Raw genomic sequence first — 17,676 nt, forward strand, 5'->3', positions numbered from 1 at the left:
GTGAATAAAATTTGGTTACAACGCTATCCAGCAGGGGTCCCAGAAACGATTGACCCAAATCATTTTGCCTCATTGGTCGACATTCTCGAGCACAGTGTCGAAACTTACGGTGACCGTATTGCCTATGTGAATATGGATCACGAGATGTCCTTCAATGAGTTGGACCAAGCCTCGAAAAAATTTGCTGCCTATTTGCAGCAACAAGGTCTTAAAAAAGGCGATGCCATCGCCGTAATGATGCCAAACTTATTACAGTATCCAGTGGCGTTGTTTGGTATTTTGCGCGCCGGCATGGTGGTGGTGAATGTTAACCCGCTGTATACCCCGCGTGAGTTAAAACACCAGCTCAGCGATGCCCAAGTGAAAGGTATTGTGATCCTCGAAAATTTTGCGCACACGCTTGAAAAAGTTGTCAAAGATATTGATGTTCCGCATATTATTTTGACCGCTATTGGCGACTTGCTACCTGCGCCGAAGCGCTGGTTGGTGAACGCTGTGGTGCGCCATGTGAAGCGTATGGTGCCGAGTTATCGTTTACCAACGGCGAAACGTTTTCGTGATGTCGTCAGTCAAGGCGATGCCAGCACCTATCAACGTCCCGAACTTACCGGCGATGATCTCGCATTTCTGCAGTACACTGGCGGAACCACCGGTCTTGCCAAAGGTGCCATGTTGTCGCATCGCAATATGGTGGCGAACTTGGAACAAGTTTCTGCCATCGTCGCACCGCTGGTCAATGATGGTGAAGAGACCATTATCACCGCGCTCCCGCTGTATCATATCTTTGCGCTGACAGCGAACTGCTTAACCTTTATGAAGCATGGTGGTAAGAATATTCTGATCACCAACCCACGCGATATGCCTGGCTTTGTAAAAGAACTTGGCAAGTATCCATTTTCGATTATTTGTGGCGTCAATACCTTGTTCAATGGTTTGCTCAATACCGATGGCTTTAAAGATCTTGATTTCTCCAATCTGAAAATTGCATTGGGTGGTGGCATGGCCGTACAACGCTCTGTGGCGGAGCATTGGGAGCGTGTGACCAAGTCACGCTTGCTTGAAGGTTATGGCCTGACCGAGTGCTCGCCAGTGGTTACCGTAAACCCAACCGATATTGAACATTACAACGGCACCATTGGTGTACCGCTACCTTCGACTGAAGTACGTATTGTTGATCCTGACAGTGGCGAAGAAGTGCCACAAGGTGAAGTCGGCGAACTGCAAGTGCGAGGCCCACAAGTTATGTTGGGCTATTTAAACCGTCCTGATGAAACCGCCAAGGTAATGCAAGACGACTGGTTCTTAACCGGTGATATCGGTTTAATGGACGAGAACGGCTTCTTTAAGATCGTTGATCGTAAGAAAGACATGATTTTGGTGTCAGGCTTTAATGTTTATCCGAATGAAATTGAAGATGTAATGGTTGACCATCCGAAAGTGCTGGAAGCTGCTGCGATTGGCGTACCGCACGATTCATCGGGTGAAGCCGTGAAAGTCTTTATTGTGCGTAAGGACAAGTCATTGACTGAGCGTGAATTGATTGGGTTTGCGCGAGAAAATATGACCGGCTATAAAGTGCCGAAATTTGTCGAATTCCGTGATGAATTACCAAAATCAAACGTGGGTAAAATTTTACGTCGCGAATTACGTGATGAAGAAGAAGCTAAATCAGGTAGTACTAAGTGATCCCATACCAAATGATTACCGACGCTCAGGCGCTTGCTCAGTTTTGTGAGCAAGCCCGCCAAGCCTCGTTTCTTGCCGTAGATACAGAATTTGTCCGCACCCGTACTTACTTTGCCAAACTCGGTTTGGTGCAAGTACAAGCCGGAGATGCCACGGTGTTGATTGACCCTGTCGCGTTGAGTGATAAAACTCAGGGCGACCCCCTACAGCCGCTTTGGGATGTATTTGCGGATCATGATAAAACCTTAGTGATTCATGCCGGTGGTGAAGATTACGAAATCTTACACCAACACATGGGCTGTTTGCCGACGGCCATTTTTGACACGCAAATAGCTGCTGCGATGCTCGGCGAGGGTGAGGCCATGGGGTACGCCGCCTTAGTGCAGCAGCAGCTAGAAGTTGAGATTGATAAATCGCAGTCGCGCACGGATTGGATGAAACGTCCGTTAGACCAGGAGCAGCTTGATTATGCGGCTGCCGATGTATTTTATCTGAACCAAATTTATCCACGCTTGCTGGCACAGGCCGAGCAAAGCGGGAAGCTTGATCTGATCCTCGCAGAAAGTGCATGGCAAGCGGAAAAACGTGCACAGACGATTCCGCCGGAGTGGTTGTTTTTGCATTTTGGCAATGCTTGGCAGTGCAATCCTGAACAGTTAAGCGTGTTGCGAGAGTTACTTGCATGGCGCTACGAGCGTGCTCGTACGGCTGATATCCCGCTAGGATTTGTCGCTAAAGAACATGTGCTGTTGGAAATTGCGCGACGGATGCCGAAGAGCAAAGGGCAACTGCACGGTATTAAAGAATTGTCATCGGTGACGGTGCGTTACGCTGGCGACGCGATGTTGGCCGCGATTCAGCGTGGTCAGGAGCAGGGGCCGTTAGAGGTACCTTTGCAACGTTTAACCGACATGCCCGGCTATAAAGTCGCATTTAATGCAGTGAAAAAGTGCGCGCAGGAGCTGGCTGATGAATTAGCGATTCCAGTCGCTATGGTCGCCTCACGTCGTCAAATCAATGACGTCCTGCACTGGTGCTGGCAAATTCCACCGCATGCGCAAGCCCAATTACCGCTGCCTGACTTGTTCGCAAGCTGGCGAGGCGCTAAGCTGAAAAACACTATTGAAGCCATCGTAAAGAAGTAGGTTAGCTATGTTGTGTGCAGTTTTTCGTAGTCCGAAACGAGCGGACACCTATTTGTATATGGCACATCCTGCCGACTTCTCCATTCTTCCTGAAGTACTCGCCACTAGCTTTGGTCGTCCGATCCCTGTGATGACCTTTGCACTGACACCTGAGCGCAAGTTGGCGCAACTAAGTGTGGCAGAATTGCAGGAACATTTGGACGATCCAGGTTTCTACTTACAGATACCACCACCGCCGGAAAATTTGTTAAAAAAGGAGTTGGCAAAATGAAGAAATTCGCCGCAATGGTACTGAGTTTAGGGGCGCTCTACTTGGCGCCAAATACGACCTATGCCGCTGATGAAGCAGGCTTTGCTGACTACGTAAAGGCGATTAAAGCAGAAGCGCTGGAGAAGGGCTATACCGAAGCGACCCTTGAGCAAGCCTTTGCGGAAGCAAAGTTTTACCAGCGTTCGGTTAAAGCTGATAAAAACCAGCCGGAGTTTAAATTAACCCTCGATACCTATTTGCCACGCGCAGTACCGGAATGGAAAGCCAAACAAGCTGTCGAAAAGTACAATGAACACAAAGACTTGCTCGAAGAAGTTGGTGCAAAATACGGTGTGCAGCCACGTTTCATTGTCGCGTTATGGGGTATTGAAACCAACTTCGGTTCGTACACGGGCGGTTTTGATGTGGTGTCAGCATTAACCACCATGGCCTATGAAGGCCGCCGCGAAGAGTTCTTCAAAGATCAATTGTGGCAAGCGCTCACCATCATTCAGGAAGGCCACATTGATGTGGCACAAATGAAAGGTTCGTGGGCCGGTGCCATGGGTCAAACGCAGTTTATGCCAAGTTCATTTATGGCGTATGCAGTTGATTATGACGGTGATGGCCGGAAAGATATTTGGAACTCAATGGGCGATGTTTTTGCTTCGGCAGCGAATTACTTGAAAAACGCGGGCTGGAAAGACGATGTGACCTGGGGCCGCCAAGTACAACTACCTGAAGGCTTTGATGAATCTTTAGCAAGTTTGAAAACTAAGAAGACTCTCGCCGAATGGCAGGCGTTAGGTGTGCGTCGGATGGACGGTAGTGCGTTGCCACAACGCGATGATATTCAAGCGTCAGTAGTTATCCCCGATGACAAAAACGGTCGTGTCTATCTTGCGTACGCGAACTATGACGCTTTGATGCGTTGGAACCGTTCCCACTACTTTGTTGCGGCGGTCGGTTATTTATCTGACCGGATCCGATTTCCACGTCAATGATGCCGCGTCCTTCTAAAATTGTCTGCGTGGGTCGCAATTATGCGGCGCACGCAGCTGAATTGAATAACCCCATTCCCAGTGAACCCTTGCTGTTCATTAAGCCCGCCAGCAGTCTTGCCTATTTTCCTGAGGTTATTATTCCGACCCAGTGGGGCGAATGTCATCACGAACTAGAAATAGCCGTGCAGGTGAATCGCCGTTTGCAACGCGTTGATGCTACAACCGCGGCGGCGGCAGTGGCGCAGGCGACCTTAGCACTCGACTTGACCCTGCGTGACGTACAAAGCCAGCTTAAACAACAAGGGTACCCGTGGGAGCGCGCCAAAGCCTTTGACGGGGCGTGTGTATTGGCGCCATGGGTTACCGTGACAACCCTTGATGAGGTGCAACAGAGCCGTTTTCAGCTGAGTTGTGACGGGGTGCTGCGGCAGCAGGGCGATGGACGCCAGATGTTGACGCCGATAGCGGCCCTTATCGCTGAAATTAGCCAAGTGTTTACGCTGGAGCCGGGCGATGTTGTGTTGACGGGAACACCTGCGGGTGTCGGGCCATTGCAGGTCGGTGAGCAGTTGTGTTGTGAGTGGCAACTGGGGGAAGCGTCCTATCAATGGCAGGCCAAGGTAACCGGGCATGACTGAGTTAGGGTTTTGGCAGCGCAAAGACTTCACGGAGATGACCCATGAGGAATGGGAGTCACTGTGCGATGGGTGTGGGAAGTGTTGCCTACATAAGCTTATCGATGAAGACGATGTGACGGAAACCTTGCACTACACTGACGTGACCTGTGCGTTATTGGATGGTAGCACTGGCTTGTGTTCGAACTACGCCAATCGTAAACAGTTTGTGCCCGATTGTGTGGTGATCACGCCGGCGAACGTGCATGAACTAAGTTATATGCCGCCGTCGTGCGCGTATCGCCGCTTGGCGGAAGGGCGCGACTTGCCCAGTTGGCACCCATTGCGGCATAACGGCAGTCGTGAACCTATGCAGGCAGCGGGCATGAGCGCTGCGCAGCGGGTGATAAACGAAAACGAGGTCCATGAGGACCTCGAATTACGTATTGTGACCTGGCCGTTAAAGGACGTCGATTAAGCCGATTAAATACGACGAACGAGGAGCAAGCGTAACACTAGGACGACGACACCAACCACACCATAGCTGGCAAAAATGATCTGCATCCACTGCGGCATACTTAACCCAGCAAATTCCCAACTGATATCGCCACACATGCCTGTCGCATTGAATAAGCTAGGAAACCAGTCGTGTAGTGGCATCCAGTCTGGGAAGTTTGGAAAAGCGTCACACACCGCGAAGAAGGCGTTGGCGGATTGCTGTGTGCTAACGTGCTCATTGGCAATAAAGAGCCCCCAAATCGCTGCTGTTAACCAGCCGGCAAAACCGAGCAGGCGGGCCAAAGCGATCTTTGGTGCCAGTAACGGAACTAAGGCGGCAAGTCCGATGCCTAAAATGGCAACACGTTGATAAATACACTTTACACAAGGTTTGAGCTCCATTTGGTACTGCATATAGAGCGCGACAAAAAATAGCCCGAATGCGGTAAGGGCAAGGAGCAACCATGCTCCGCGGCGTTCGGGTAGTTCAGCGAGGTAGCGCATAAGGTTTATCTCTTATTGTTGTAGCTGCGTCGAAAAAGTGCAGACAAAAATAACCAAGCTGCGATAAGAAGTCGAATCATTTCTGAAATGCAAGTGCGACAAAACTTGTCCGACCATTACAAAGGCTGGTAAAATCAGCGGTCGATTAATAATAATGAATACGTAACCTGCGGTGGGTTTACGACGTAACAACATAGGCCAGTTCATGATCATCAAGGCACAAAGCCCAGCGGGCTTTGCAGAAGAATATATTGTGAAGTCCATTTGGAACGGACATTTTGCGCCTGGCACAATTTTGCCAGCTGAACGCGAATTGTCAGAACTGATTGGTGTAACGCGTACAACGTTACGTGAAGTCTTGCAGCGTCTTGCGCGTGACGGCTGGCTTACGATTCAGCATGGCAAACCAACACGGGTGAATAACTTCTGGGAGACGTCGGGCTTAAACATTCTCGAAACGCTAGCGCGTCTGGATGAGGATGGCATGCCTGAGTTGGTTGATCAGCTCCTCTCGGCCCGCACTAACATCAGTGCTATTTATATACGTGCAGCGGTACGTAACGCCCCTGAGCGTGTGAAAGAGTTGCTTGCGCAAGCCCGTGAGCTGGAAGATAAAGCCGAAGTGTTTAGCGAGTTCGATTACCGTTTGAACCACGATTTAGCGATGGCTTCGGGCAATCCTATTTACGTCTTGGTGTTGAACGGCTTTAAAGGCTTGTATTCACGTATTGGTACCTTCTATTTCTCACAGCCGGATGCACGCGAATTGGCGCGAAAATATTATGCTGATCTCAGCGCTGTTGCGGATAAAGAGAAAGCGGACAAGGCTGTGTTGCTGGTTCGTGACTACGGTTATGCCTCAGGTCGTATTTGGCATGGATTGCGTGGCGACATCCCTGCAAACCTGGTTGAGTAATGCACTTAACAGTATTTCAAAAAGCCCCTCACACGAGGGGCTTTTTTGTATCAACGCTATGAATATTCGTTGATTTTACATTAACGAATGTTGAAAAAAGGCACTAATTCCCGTAATTTAACGCACCTTCCCCCTAAGTACATATATGGAAATAGACGTTATGTTAAAAAAAGCATCAGTTGCGGCGGTCGTTGTCGCGTCTTCAGTATTAGCTGGTTGTGGTTCAACACCACCGATTCAAGCACAAGAGAAAACCATTGTGCATGAAGGTAAAACCTTCGTTTTTGGTGGTCAGTACGATAAGAAACGCAATGAATTGCAATTGACCGTAAATGGCGACGCGATCATGAAGGGTAAATTCCCTCCATACACGCCGACGCAAAACTTGAATGCCAAGTATCAAGAAACGGATATTTCAAGCCATTGTTATTTCGGTTCAGTATTGGGCAACCAAGGTGGCGTATTTGGCGCAGTAGCTGGCGTGATTCAGTCAGCGAAAAAGAGCACTGGCGACAAGTGTGAAATGAAGATTGAAGGTCAAGTGGTCGAGACCTTGTACTTCTAGTCTGTGTGTTTACCAGACACAAAAAAGCCGACGCATGCGTCGGCTTTTTGTTGTTTACTGCAAACTTAAGCGAAGTTTTTCGCTACGAAGTCCCAGTTCACCAAGTTCCAGAATGCGCCCAAGTAGTTAGGACGAGCATTGCGGTAATCGATGTAGTACGCGTGCTCCCAAACGTCAACGGTCAAGATTGGCGTTACTGATTCGTCAGTTAATGGGGTTTCAGCGTTGCTGGTGTTCACGATTGCAACTGAACCGTCAGCTTTTTTCACTAACCAAGTCCAGCCAGAACCGAAGTTGCCAGCTGCTTGCGCGTTAAATTCTTCTTTGAATTTATCGAAAGAACCGAACGCAGCGTTGATTGCATCAGCCAAAGCGCCGGTAGGTTCACCGCCACCATTTGGGCTCAAGCAGTGCCAGTAGAACGTGTGGTTCCATACTTGCGCAGCGTTGTTAAAGACACCGCCAGAAGAGGTTTTGATGATCTCTTCAAGCGATTTGTTTTCCATATCGGTGCCTTTCACAGCATCATTCAATTTGGTCACGTAGGTCGCGTGGTGCTTGCCATAGTGATACTCAATTGTTTCAGCAGAAATGTGTGGCTCTAGTGCATTCTTTTCATAAGGTAATGCTGGTAGTTCAAATGCCATTTCGACTCTCCATTCCTCGTTATGGGTGAATTTTTTGAAATCGTTGTCATTTTACCATTGAAAACGATTCTTGCAGACTCAATATCTTAAAGTTGAGACAGAAATGCTGATTTCAAGGGTAATCGGCAACTATTTTTATTACCAAGCGCAAAGTGTTTTGGTGGTCTAGTGTACTGCATTTGCGTTCGCGGATGTGTTAAACTCCACGGCCATTAACGCTTATGTCGATGTGAGGATAACAGCATGGAAACTGTAGACAAAATCAAACAACAGATCAGCGATAACCCGGTTCTGTTGTACATGAAAGGTTCACCGAAGCTACCGAGTTGTGGTTTCTCTGCGCAAGCTGCTCAAGCCTTAATGAGCTGTGGCCAAGCTTTTGCGTACGTTGATATTCTACAGAATCCTGATATTCGTGCAGAATTGCCAAACTACGCTGATTGGCCGACCTTCCCGCAATTGTGGGTTGAAGGTGAGTTGATTGGTGGTTGTGACATCATTATCGAGATGTTCCAAAAGGGCGAACTGCAAGAATTAATTAACGAAGTGGCAGAGCGTCATCCTGAACCTTCAGAAGACTAAGTTTTTTCTTTCACTCTAAACACAATGAATGGAGAGTTAACATGGGTGTATTAGTAGGCCGTAAAGCTCCTAATTTCACTGCAGCAGCAGTATTAGGTTCTGGCGAGATTGTTGAAGATTTTAACTTGCACGCGCATATCAAAGGTAAGAAAGCGGTTGTTTTCTTCTATCCGCTCGACTTCACTTTCGTGTGCCCATCTGAGTTGATCGCTTTCGATCACCGCTTGGCTGAGTTCCAAAAGCGCGGCGTAGAAGTGATTGGTGTTTCTATCGACTCACAATTCACGCACAACGCATGGCGTAACACCGACGTTAAAGACGGCGGTATCGGTGAAGTGAAATATCCATTGGTTGCTGACGTGAAGCACACCATTTGTAAGTCTTACGACGTTGAGCACCCAGAAGCTGGCGTTGCGTTCCGTGCATCATTCTTGATCGACGAAGAAGGCACTGTACGTCACCAGATCGTGAACGACTTACCATTAGGTCGTAACATCGACGAAATGATTCGTTTGGTTGACGCATTGAATTTCCACCAAGAGCACGGCGACGTATGTCCTGCGGGCTGGAAAGAAGGTGACGAAGGTATGAAAGCTGACGCGAAAGGCGTTGCTGATTACCTTTCTAAGAACTCTGACAAGCTGTAAGCTGCCGTCAAAGTTAGCAAAAAGCCGCTCATTGAGCGGCTTTTTTTGTTTATGGCGTCAGCTTAGGTTCGAGCTTTAAGTCGGCACAATGGCGGGCGTGGGCGCGTTGCCAACAGATTTGCAGTCGCTCGTGCTGCTCGGAACGGAACAATGCGCGAAGGCTATCAAAGTTGCTAGGTTTGATGTGCTTGCCATTGATGCGCGTCAATACATCGCCACGGCGCAGACTAAAGCCTTGAGCCTGAGTGGCTGGATCGATATTCAGCACATAAGCACCGCGCGGGTGTGGCAATAATTGAATGCCAGAACGGTCGGCCCGGAGTGGATGCGTAGCGTTCTGATTCGGCTGCAACCAGAGGTTGCCGCCACTGAAGTCATAGACTTGATTGAATTTTCGTAGCACTTGGTTGCCAAGACTACCATCGACATTTGGTGCTGCGGCTTTGCCGTGACTGGCATAGTAGGTCGGAACCTGCTGTAACGTCGTCTCACCGAGTTGCACTTGTGGTAAAAGTCCCAGGGCGCGTTGGCTATCGCCATTGACGCCGGTGATCGAGCGTTGGTAGCTGGCGCTTGGCCGCGGGTATTGCGACCCATGCAGACTCATGGTGGCATTTGAACCTGTATCGAGTAACAGGCGTGCTGGTTTGTTGCCAGCTGTGGTGGTCACTGTGGTGGTCAGATAGGGCGCATTGCGTACGACATCTAACGGAAGCTGTTGCCAGTTGCCGTTGCTGAAATGCTGACGCTGGTCCGCAGTGTTCTGATGAAAGGTGAGTTGCATTGCATCATAGTCGATTTCCACCAAACAGCAGTTAAACGCATCGGCTCCGAGAATGCCGTCAAAATAACTGGTTGCTCGCGAAGCAAAGGGTTGTGCGGTAAGCGGTAAGTAAATGGCAGTAACCTCATTCAGCTGCAAATCACCAATGCCTAAGCGGGTATTAGGTAACCAGTAGGCCAAAGCTTTGGCGCCATCACCGACCCCTGAAAGGTGGACCGGATCACCGGATGTCAATGGCATCCACTGGGTGTTAATGGTCTCGGCAATAAAAGAGGTACTGGCGCCGGAGTCGAGCAAAAAGGTTAAAGGGGCACCACCATTGACCGTAACATCCAACAAGATGTGGTTGTTGAGTAAGGTGAACGGCACACTGACCGCGTTTTGCTGTGGCGCCCAAATGGCCTCGGCAAGCGGAGGCAGTGGCGCCAACTCAACTTGCGTTGGGGCGACGTTAGAGCTTTGGGGTGCAGAAGTGCTTTGACAGCCAGGTAGCGTGAGTAGGCCTAAACTAAGCAAGGCGCAGGTGAACAAAGAGGTCCGTGTCATGCTGTGAATCCCTCCAAAGAGTTGAATGCCACTATGATACATCATATAAAAAGGTAGCTCACGGCAGAAAAGGGTCAAGCGATGCACTTCCGAAAACACTTTCCCGCAGCACATCGACCGCGTGGCAAAAGCTTAGGCGTACCCGAGTTAATTGCAATCGCGCTTGGCGGCATGGTCGGCGGCGGTATCTTCACTATCCTCGGCATCTCAGTGGCGCTGGTAGGGGCATACACCCCGCTAGTGATTATCTTTGGCGGTCTACTTGCAGCATTAGCGGCTTACTCGTACATCAAGCTCGGGGTTTATTATAAAGATGAGGGCGCAACCTATTCCTTTTTTAAACGAACCTTTCCTAGGTCGCCGTTTGCCGCCTCGCTGATTGGTTGGTGGGTGATTTTTGGCTACATCAGCACCATGGCGCTGTACGCCTATACCTTTGCGTCCTATGCACTTAGTGGTTTTGCGTTGGCCGATAGTGACTGGATGCGCAAGCTGGTTGCAGGGGGAATACTTTTGCTCTTTATGCTAATCAATATTTGGAGCGTTAAGGGTATGGGCAAACTGGAAGACCTGATGGTGTATACCAAGTTGGTGATTCTGGTAGTGATTTCCTTCGTGCTGATCAATAACAGTTCAACCACGCTGCCAACATTATTGCATGAGCAGCAAAATGTAAGTTTATTTACCGTGCTAATGGTCGCCTCGCTCACTTTTGTGGCGTATGAAGGGTTTCAGTTGGTGATCAATGCCGTGAATGAAATGGCAACGCCTGAGACCAACATTCCTAAAGCGGTGTACTCGGCTATTTTTCTTGCAGTGCTTATTTATGTGGTGATTGCGATTGGCGCGATAGTTGCAATTCCATTTGCCGACATCATTGCGAACAAAGAATACGCGCTTGCAGCCGGCGCCGGCAACGTTTTGGGACATTGGGGGTCGGAGTTGGTGATTGCCGGAGCTTTATTAGCAACGAGCAGCGCGATCAGTGGCACCGTGTTCGGAGCCTCGCGACAAATGGCGGTGATCGCGGCCGATGGCTATCTTCCGAAGCTATTGGCGCAACGGGTCGAACATACTCCCATTTACGCCATCATCGCGATGACTTTGGCAGCGTTTGGTTTGATTTTATTAGGTAGCTTAGAGGTGATTTTAGAGTTTGGTAGTGTGACCTTTTTATTGGTGTCGCTATTGATGGCCTACGCTAATTTGCGGATTCATAAACAAACGCAGTCCTCGCTTGCGTTGACGTTGTTGGCGGTGGCGGGGCTGCTCGTTGGAACGCTACTGATTCTTTACTATGAGTGGAAGCATCAACCCGAGCAGCTCCTCTTTATTCTAGGGTTATACCTTGCGCTTACCCTCGGAGCTTTTGGTTATGCCAAGCGACAACCGCGTTAAAGTGCATTGTGCACTCGGGTCATAAGCGTTATCCTACACGCAATTGATACATTTTATTAACATGGGTTGCAGTAATGAAAACAAGTGTGTGGGTCGTTGCATTGAGCGCTTTGATGCTGTCGTCGGCAGCATATGGATGTTCATTTCGGGTGAAAGGTGGTGATCTTGTTCGTTGCGGTATGAGCAAAATAGAAGTGATGGATAAAATCGGTCGGCCAGATATGCGGAATACCGAATCGGTCGGCGTGAACACGGGGTATAGACGTGGTGGTCGTAGCTCTGAAACATGGTCGTATGTCACGCGTGGTGATATTGGTGGTAAGTACTACGTGACTGTGTATTTTTCTGGCGATAAAGTTGTCGATATTAAATCGAAGCAGGTTCGCTAACTATAGATAGGAAGCACTATTTTTTTGGGTTGTCCTAGTTTCCCTTAGTAATAAAAATGGAAACATAATGGATAACTCCCAAAATACTTGTTCAATTTTCGGTTGCTGCATCGCTTGGGTTTTGCGTACGCTTAGGACATCAGTGAAGATTGTTTGCGTCATGCACTAAGAGGTAGCTATGCGGATCACCGATATTGCAGTACAACAACGTTTCTACCAAGCGCTCCTCGAGCGCGATGTAAGCTATGTGGGTAGTTTTTTTGTCGGTGTCAAAACCACCTCGGTGTTTTGCATTGCGACCTGTCGTGCGCGTAAACCTAAGTTCGAAAATATTGAATTTTTTACTGAGGTGAGAGATGTGCTTGCTGCAGGCTATCGGCCTTGTAAAGTCTGTCGTCCGACAGAACATGCACATGAACCGCCCACGGAAGTATTACAGGCGTTAGCGTTGGTGCGGCAAACCCCCAAAGCCAAAGTATCGGATACTTTCTTACGCGAACAGGGCATAGCACCCGAAAAAATTCGCCGATGGTTTAACGCGAACTATGGCATGACCTTTCAAGCCTACCAGCGCATGCTACGTATCAATACTGCCTTTGAAGAACTACAACATGGTAAAACGATGACAGATACCGCATTAGATAATGGCTATGACTCGCTAAGTGGTTTTGCCTATACCTATAAAAAGTGCCTTGGTAAAACGCCACAGCAACATTCGTCGACGCAAGTGATCCGCCTGAGCCGAATCACAACGCCGCTCGGCCCCATGTTTCTTGCTGCAACGGATGAGGGGCTATGCTTGTTGGAGTTTGTCGACCGGCGCATGCTGGAAACTGAATTTGAAGATCTCCAACGCCGTCTACAAGCGCCGATTATTGTGGCTGAGAACCGTTGGATTACGCAAGCCAAGCGCGAGCTTGCGGAGTATTTTGCGGGTCAGCGCACAGATTTTGAAGTGCCGCTTGATACGCCTGGTACAGCGTTTCAACAACGGGTATGGCAGGTGTTGCAGGAGATCCCTTTTGCTGAATTACGAAGCTATCAACAGCAAGCTGAAGCCTTGGGTAACCCTAAAGCTGTGCGCGCGGTGGCGGGTGCCAATGGAATGAATCGCGTCGCGATTATCATCCCATGCCACCGCGTGATTGGTAAAAATGGTCAGCTAACCGGGTATGGTGGCGGTTTAGAGCGCAAGCGTTGGCTTATTGAGCATGAGCAGCGCGTGCTTCAGACCAAACAGCAAACTCATTTCCGCTTGGTTCCAGAAAATGGAAGCGACAGCCTCCCGGAAACTCAAAAATAGGCTGCGTGATTTTACCGCCATGTGCCTCTATCTTGTGATATGTAGCGTCAATATCGGCGCTATAAAACACTAAAAGCGCGCCACCGGTCGCCGTTTGGCTGCACTGTTCACCGCGATAAAAGCCACCATCAAGCCCTTGATTTGCAAAGGCGGTGTAGTCCTCTCCATAATCCACAAACTGCCAATCGAAGACAGCCGTAAAAAAGGCTTTGGTCGCTGCTAAGTCATAGGCGGAAAACTCGACATAATTTAGTTTTTCGTGGTTTGGCATGGCGTTCTCAACGGTTGATAAACCTAAACTCAGGTTAGTTGACTTCCTACACTAACTCAACAAAGCGCGGCAATAAGGCAGGGCAACAGTTTTGGGGATGTACTGCGTACCCTAAATGTCGTGGTATCGTGAAGGGCTGATCAACTACGTACGGTTCCAGAGCGCGCCTTTAAATTTTTGCATGAAGGCGAGCTCCTCAAGCACTTCAGATGGAACACATTGGTCGTGCAGTATGACTTCTGGCGATTTACGGGCATAAACGAAATAACGTTTGCCGTTTGCCATTCCGGCTTTAAATAAGGCGGCATTTTTACGCCCGGAGCCACTGCCACCATGCAAGCCATTGCGATGTTCGCGATAACGTTGTTTGAGCGTATTGCCTGCTTTGCCAACATAGACAATGGTGAAATCATCGCTACCAACTTCCACCCAGAGGTAAACAAAACCACAACCTGACAATGGTTGTGTGTCGATAAACTGGAAGCGGTCTGCGCTCAGAACAATTTCCGCGGCACTTTGAAATTGATAGTGCCGCATGAGCTTAGTGAAGGTTGTAGAGTTCATGACGTTAGAGTCGTTTGCGATATCCAACAACGGTCAAGATCACACAGGCCGCGATAAAAAAAGTTCGATGTAAATCATAAGCCGTCATTTTAAGAGTTAAATAATGAGGCTTATGTTACATAAAGTTAACCTTAATTGACAACTTCAATTGTGACGGGAATGACGCCGTCATTGAGGTTACCAATGGCGCTGAAACCGGTGCGCGAGAGATCAATGATACGCCCACGGATGAAGGGGCCACGGTCATTAATGCGCACCACGACACTTTTACCGTTTTCAGGGTTCGTGACTTTTACTTTCGTGCCGAAGGGCAGTTCACGGTGAGCGGCAGTAAGTTTTCCTTGGTCAAAACGTTCACCATTGGCGGTGGTGCGTGATTGATACTTCATGGCGTAGAAGGACGCCTTGCCGGACTGTTTGTAACCGACAAGTTCGCTCGGGTTATCCGATGGCAGACTCGAGCAACCACTGAGTACGAGCAGTGCCAAGGTCAGGCCAAAAAGGTTTTTTATCATGTTTGCTTAAATCTCGCCGATTGCCCTAAATCGAAAGAGTCTAGCGAAGCAATGTTTGTAACGCGACAGTACTTGCTCAGTATTTACTTAGGTTTTTCAGTTAACATTTTGATTACCTTGCGGGGCGTTTCTTTTTAACGCACACTAACCACTTACGGCGGTATTAGTGATTTGGAATAGGGCCCAAGGTATGGAAGCCATCTTATTTTTGTTGAATGTATTTTTACTCTGGGGCGTTATTGTTGCGTTGAAGGACCGCCGGCGTTTGCGCGAGCTGATGGAGAAATTCAATCGTTTGGAGGTGGCGTTTCATCGGCAGCGTGGTCAGCTAGAAAAGCTGATCCATCAGTTGGACGGCGCAGCAGACAAGAAGGAGGATGATCCGCAGGTACAGCAGCCCGATCTGCAACCCGAAACGCCTCAAGATGCAATAATTGCGAGCCCAGCAACGGAAAAAACTGCGCCATCCGCGTCGAATGATCCTTGGACACAATTGCAGGCCAAGCAACCCGCAACGCCGGCAAATACCGACCGTTTCACCTTCAATTTTGAGCGCTTGTTAAAAGGTAATGGACTGTTCTGGCTTGGCGCACTAGTGCTAGCTATTGGTGGCATCTTGTTAGCGAATTACGCCATCGAGGCAGGGTTGTTGTCACCTGTGATACGCGTCACTTTAGGCGCCTTATTCGGTGTGGCTTTAGTCGCTGGGGCAGAAGTCGTGCACCGCTTTAAAGCTAAGCTCAACGTGCAAACGCCCTATATTTCTGCTGCGCTTGCCAGTGGCGGGATCGTCACCTGTTTCGCCATGACCCTCGTCGCTTTTGACTATTATCAGTTTATTGACGTACACGTAGCGTTCTTCGTATTGGCGGTGATTGCCTTGTCGGCAATCTCTTTGGCGCTGCGTTTTGGACCTGTCTTGGCGGGCATAGGTATTATCGGTGCCTATCTGGTACCCGTCCTTGCAGAGACCAACTCTACCAATGTAATGGCACTGCTGTTATACGTGGGCTTTGTGTCGCTTTCGGCTATTTGGGTTGCGGACTATGTAAAACAAAAATGGCTCTGGTGGCTGAGTTTTAGTGGTCATTTTTTATGGTTCATGGCGGCGGTTGCATTCGGTAACGAAGACTATTTCTTGAGCATTTTGCTGTTCGCGCTAGTGACACTCTACTTGTACGTGTTTGCTGGCGTGCTGGGTTGGAAACTCAACCAACAAATGACCTCAGCCTTACCGCTAAAACAACTCCTGATGCCACGTAAAGAGCAAGTTGTGGTAGTTCTGACCTTACTCTTGGTCGCGCTTGCTTTGGTCATTACCGCCGGCGAAATGCGTGTAGCCTATACCTGTCTTGTGTTGGCCGCAGTAGCGATGGCCGTGGCGTATCGCCATAGCGCCTTTGATAGCTGGCCATTTTTAGTGTTGGCCTTTGTGCTGTTTGTGATCCACCTCATGCGGCGGTCATTCGACTACAACGACATTCTGTTCCCGTTTGAAGGGAAGTATTTGTTAGTACAAGTCGCTGTTGTGGTAATGATGGGCTTTAGCGTGTTGATGCTTAAGCGCTTTCAAGACCGTCCTGCTTATTTGCTGCTGTTAGTCGTTACGCCATTGAGTTTGTACGGTGTGAGCTATGCCACATCAGCGTCAGCGGCGGCACAATTCTTGTACCCATTATGGGCGTTCGAGGTGCTTATCATTGCCGCAATCGCTGCCTATGCCGCCATAAAAACCAGGTTGAACCAGCGCCAAGTTGCTTATTTGGTGCTGAGTAATGCCATGGTCACGCTCTGTTTGACCATGTTACTGTCAGAGAGCGTTTTAACTTTGGCGCTTGCTGCGCAAGTTGCGTCGATGAGCTACCTTAGCCGCACCTATGAGGTGCGCATTCCCGATTGGATTTACAAAGTGGCGCTGTTGCTGGTGGTCACGCGCCTAACCTTTGCGCCTTGGTTGCCGAGCTATGCCGACGAGCTGCTGCTTGGCGTGCATTGGACGCTGGTAGTGTATCCACTGGTACTGGCGATGCTTTGGTTTGCCATTAAACATAATCCGTCGCAGTCGCTGCAGGCTTGGTTTACCGGCGTTATGATCCATGTGGTGGCGCTACTGGTGACCACTGAAACCAGTTATTTACTGACCGGTGACTATCCGCATTTTGATCACTTGTCGTATCACGAAAGCGTGTTGCTATCGCTCAACTGGCTGATTCTAGCCGGAGTGTATCTGTGGCGGATGCGTTTGACCCAATCGCTACGCAAGTTGTACGAAATTGCCGGCGTGTTGCTGTTCATCGGCGCGGGCGTATTGCAGCTTGATGTGAGTCTGTTCCGAAACCCATTTCTTACTTCGCAAGAGGTAGGGGCGGGGCTATTGAATTGGACCATCATTCAGTGGTTGTTACCGTGCGTGGTGCTGTACGCGTTGATCCGCTTGAAGTTGCTCGCCGTGACCATGCATCGCTTTATTTATGCAGTGATAGCACTCTTTGGTTTCTTGTTTGTGAACGCCCAAATTCGCAACCTGTTTAACGAAGGAGCGTTACTTTGGTCGAGTCCTATGGCACAAGCCGAACTTTATACCTACTCCATCGTCTGGCTGGTGCTGTCAACCGTGACCATATTCCTTGGCCAACGCTGGGCCCATAAACCGCTACTTAATGCCGGTTTCATTGGGCTGGCGCTGGTCATTTTGAAAGCCTTTGGTATTGATATGGCCAACCTTGAAGGGCTGCTGCGTGCCTTATCCTTTATCGGTTTAGGCTTGTGCCTTGTTGGTATCGGCTGGTTGTTCCAACGCATCCAGCCGAAAACTCAGTCGCCGCAGACTGCACCTTAAGTATGAGTT

The 17,676-nt window shown here is 49.1% G+C and carries 20 protein-coding genes; 14 read left to right on the plus strand and 6 right to left on the minus strand.

The window, feature by feature from the left end; translation table 11 throughout:
* Genes fadD through G535_RS0110115 form a run of 6 tightly spaced genes read left to right on the plus strand, consistent with a single transcriptional unit; the run spans position 1 to position 5,177 of the window.
* Positions 1 to 1,686, plus strand: coding sequence for a long-chain-fatty-acid--CoA ligase FadD (gene fadD / locus G535_RS0110090; RefSeq protein WP_026861950.1), 1,686 nt, complete (start codon positions 1 to 3; stop codon positions 1,684 to 1,686).
* On the plus strand, positions 1,683 to 2,831 hold the full coding sequence (gene rnd / locus G535_RS0110095) for a ribonuclease D (RefSeq protein WP_051207128.1): 1,149 nt from the start codon (positions 1,683 to 1,685) through the stop codon (positions 2,829 to 2,831). The genes fadD and rnd overlap by 4 nt, the downstream gene beginning before the upstream one ends.
* Positions 2,832 to 2,838: 7 nt before the next feature.
* Entirely contained in the window at positions 2,839 to 3,102 is a 264-nt protein-coding gene (locus tag G535_RS0110100) for a YcgL domain-containing protein (protein ID WP_026861952.1), read from the plus strand.
* Positions 3,099 to 4,085, plus strand: coding sequence for a lytic murein transglycosylase (locus tag G535_RS0110105; protein WP_026861953.1), 987 nt, complete (start codon positions 3,099 to 3,101; stop codon positions 4,083 to 4,085). Before G535_RS0110100 ends, G535_RS0110105 begins: the two co-directional genes overlap by 4 nt.
* Positions 4,086 to 4,111: 26 nt before the next feature.
* Complete coding sequence (locus G535_RS13440; protein ID WP_241970440.1) at positions 4,112 to 4,723, plus strand: fumarylacetoacetate hydrolase family protein; 612 nt, start codon at positions 4,112 to 4,114, stop codon at positions 4,721 to 4,723.
* A complete protein-coding gene (locus tag G535_RS0110115; protein WP_026861954.1) occupies positions 4,716 to 5,177 on the plus strand; it encodes a YcgN family cysteine cluster protein in 462 nt (153 codons plus the stop codon). The genes G535_RS13440 and G535_RS0110115 overlap by 8 nt, the downstream gene beginning before the upstream one ends.
* A 5-nt stretch (positions 5,178 to 5,182) precedes the next feature.
* Here the strand turns inward: G535_RS0110115 and dsbB are convergent, their stop codons facing one another.
* The gene (gene dsbB / locus G535_RS0110120; protein ID WP_026861955.1) at positions 5,183 to 5,701 is read right to left on the minus strand and encodes a disulfide bond formation protein DsbB; all 519 of its coding nucleotides are present in this window, start codon (positions 5,699 to 5,701) and stop codon (positions 5,183 to 5,185) included.
* Positions 5,702 to 5,906: 205 nt separating this feature from the next.
* Between dsbB and fadR the strand changes: the two genes are divergently transcribed.
* Positions 5,907 to 6,617 (plus strand): fatty acid metabolism transcriptional regulator FadR, encoded by a 711-nt coding sequence (fadR, locus tag G535_RS0110130; RefSeq protein ID WP_026861957.1) that lies wholly within the window; start codon positions 5,907 to 5,909, stop codon positions 6,615 to 6,617.
* Positions 6,618 to 6,777: 160 nt separating this feature from the next.
* Positions 6,778 to 7,182, plus strand: a complete 405-nt coding sequence (locus G535_RS0110135) for a hypothetical protein (RefSeq protein ID WP_034728022.1) — start codon at positions 6,778 to 6,780, stop codon at positions 7,180 to 7,182.
* 65 nt (positions 7,183 to 7,247) lie between these two features.
* Here the strand turns inward: G535_RS0110135 and sodB are convergent, their stop codons facing one another.
* The gene (gene sodB, locus G535_RS0110140; protein ID WP_026861959.1) at positions 7,248 to 7,829 is read right to left on the minus strand and encodes a superoxide dismutase [Fe]; all 582 of its coding nucleotides are present in this window, start codon (positions 7,827 to 7,829) and stop codon (positions 7,248 to 7,250) included.
* 243 nt (positions 7,830 to 8,072) lie between these two features.
* Between sodB and G535_RS0110145 the strand changes: the two genes are divergently transcribed.
* Both G535_RS0110145 and G535_RS0110150 read left to right on the plus strand, forming a co-directional pair.
* On the plus strand, positions 8,073 to 8,411 hold the full coding sequence (locus tag G535_RS0110145) for a Grx4 family monothiol glutaredoxin (protein WP_026861960.1): 339 nt from the start codon (positions 8,073 to 8,075) through the stop codon (positions 8,409 to 8,411).
* A gap of 41 nt (positions 8,412 to 8,452) precedes the next feature.
* The gene (locus G535_RS0110150) at positions 8,453 to 9,058 is read left to right on the plus strand and encodes a peroxiredoxin (protein ID WP_026861961.1); all 606 of its coding nucleotides are present in this window, start codon (positions 8,453 to 8,455) and stop codon (positions 9,056 to 9,058) included.
* 49 nt (positions 9,059 to 9,107) lie between these two features.
* Here G535_RS0110150 and G535_RS0110155 read toward each other — a convergent pair whose 3' ends face one another.
* On the minus strand, positions 9,108 to 10,388 hold the full coding sequence (locus G535_RS0110155; protein ID WP_034728025.1) for a retroviral-like aspartic protease family protein: 1,281 nt from the start codon (positions 10,386 to 10,388) through the stop codon (positions 9,108 to 9,110).
* A gap of 81 nt (positions 10,389 to 10,469) precedes the next feature.
* Here G535_RS0110155 and G535_RS0110160 point away from each other — a divergent pair, with 81 nt between their 5' ends.
* The 3 genes from G535_RS0110160 (at position 10,470) to G535_RS13450 (ending at position 13,478) form a co-directional block, all read left to right on the plus strand.
* Positions 10,470 to 11,786: an APC family permease gene (locus G535_RS0110160; RefSeq protein ID WP_026861963.1), complete on the plus strand. Its 1,317-nt coding sequence runs from the start codon at positions 10,470 to 10,472 to the stop codon at positions 11,784 to 11,786.
* Between the two features lie 74 nt (positions 11,787 to 11,860).
* The gene (locus tag G535_RS13445) at positions 11,861 to 12,175 is read left to right on the plus strand and encodes a DUF2845 domain-containing protein (RefSeq protein ID WP_034728028.1); all 315 of its coding nucleotides are present in this window, start codon (positions 11,861 to 11,863) and stop codon (positions 12,173 to 12,175) included.
* Positions 12,176 to 12,353: 178 nt separating this feature from the next.
* Positions 12,354 to 13,478, plus strand: coding sequence for a bifunctional transcriptional activator/DNA repair enzyme AdaA (locus tag G535_RS13450; protein WP_084616845.1), 1,125 nt, complete (start codon positions 12,354 to 12,356; stop codon positions 13,476 to 13,478).
* On the opposite strand, the gene G535_RS14105 is transcribed toward G535_RS13450, so the two are convergent.
* The 3 genes from G535_RS14105 to G535_RS0110180 form a co-directional block, all read right to left on the minus strand.
* Positions 13,378 to 13,749, minus strand: coding sequence for a VOC family protein (locus G535_RS14105; protein WP_084616846.1), 372 nt, complete (start codon positions 13,747 to 13,749; stop codon positions 13,378 to 13,380). The two genes, G535_RS13450 and G535_RS14105, sit on opposite strands and share 101 nt — an antisense overlap.
* Positions 13,750 to 13,893: 144 nt before the next feature.
* Positions 13,894 to 14,313 carry a hypothetical protein gene (locus tag G535_RS0110175; protein WP_026861965.1) on the minus strand — a complete coding sequence of 140 codons (420 nt, stop codon included), beginning with the start codon at positions 14,311 to 14,313 and terminating at the stop codon, positions 13,894 to 13,896.
* A 131-nt stretch (positions 14,314 to 14,444) separates the two neighbouring features.
* The gene (locus tag G535_RS0110180) at positions 14,445 to 14,828 is read right to left on the minus strand and encodes a septal ring lytic transglycosylase RlpA family protein (RefSeq protein WP_026861966.1); all 384 of its coding nucleotides are present in this window, start codon (positions 14,826 to 14,828) and stop codon (positions 14,445 to 14,447) included.
* A gap of 166 nt (positions 14,829 to 14,994) precedes the next feature.
* On the opposite strand from G535_RS0110180, the gene G535_RS0110185 reads away from it, so the two are divergent.
* A complete protein-coding gene (locus tag G535_RS0110185; protein WP_026861967.1) occupies positions 14,995 to 17,667 on the plus strand; it encodes a DUF2339 domain-containing protein in 2,673 nt (890 codons plus the stop codon).
* Positions 17,668 to 17,676: the final 9 nt, after the last annotated feature.

Origin of the sequence: Pseudidiomarina sediminum DSM 21906, from assembly GCF_000423165.1 — a bacterium.
Taxonomy (GTDB): domain Bacteria; phylum Pseudomonadota; class Gammaproteobacteria; order Enterobacterales; family Alteromonadaceae; genus Pseudidiomarina; species Pseudidiomarina sediminum.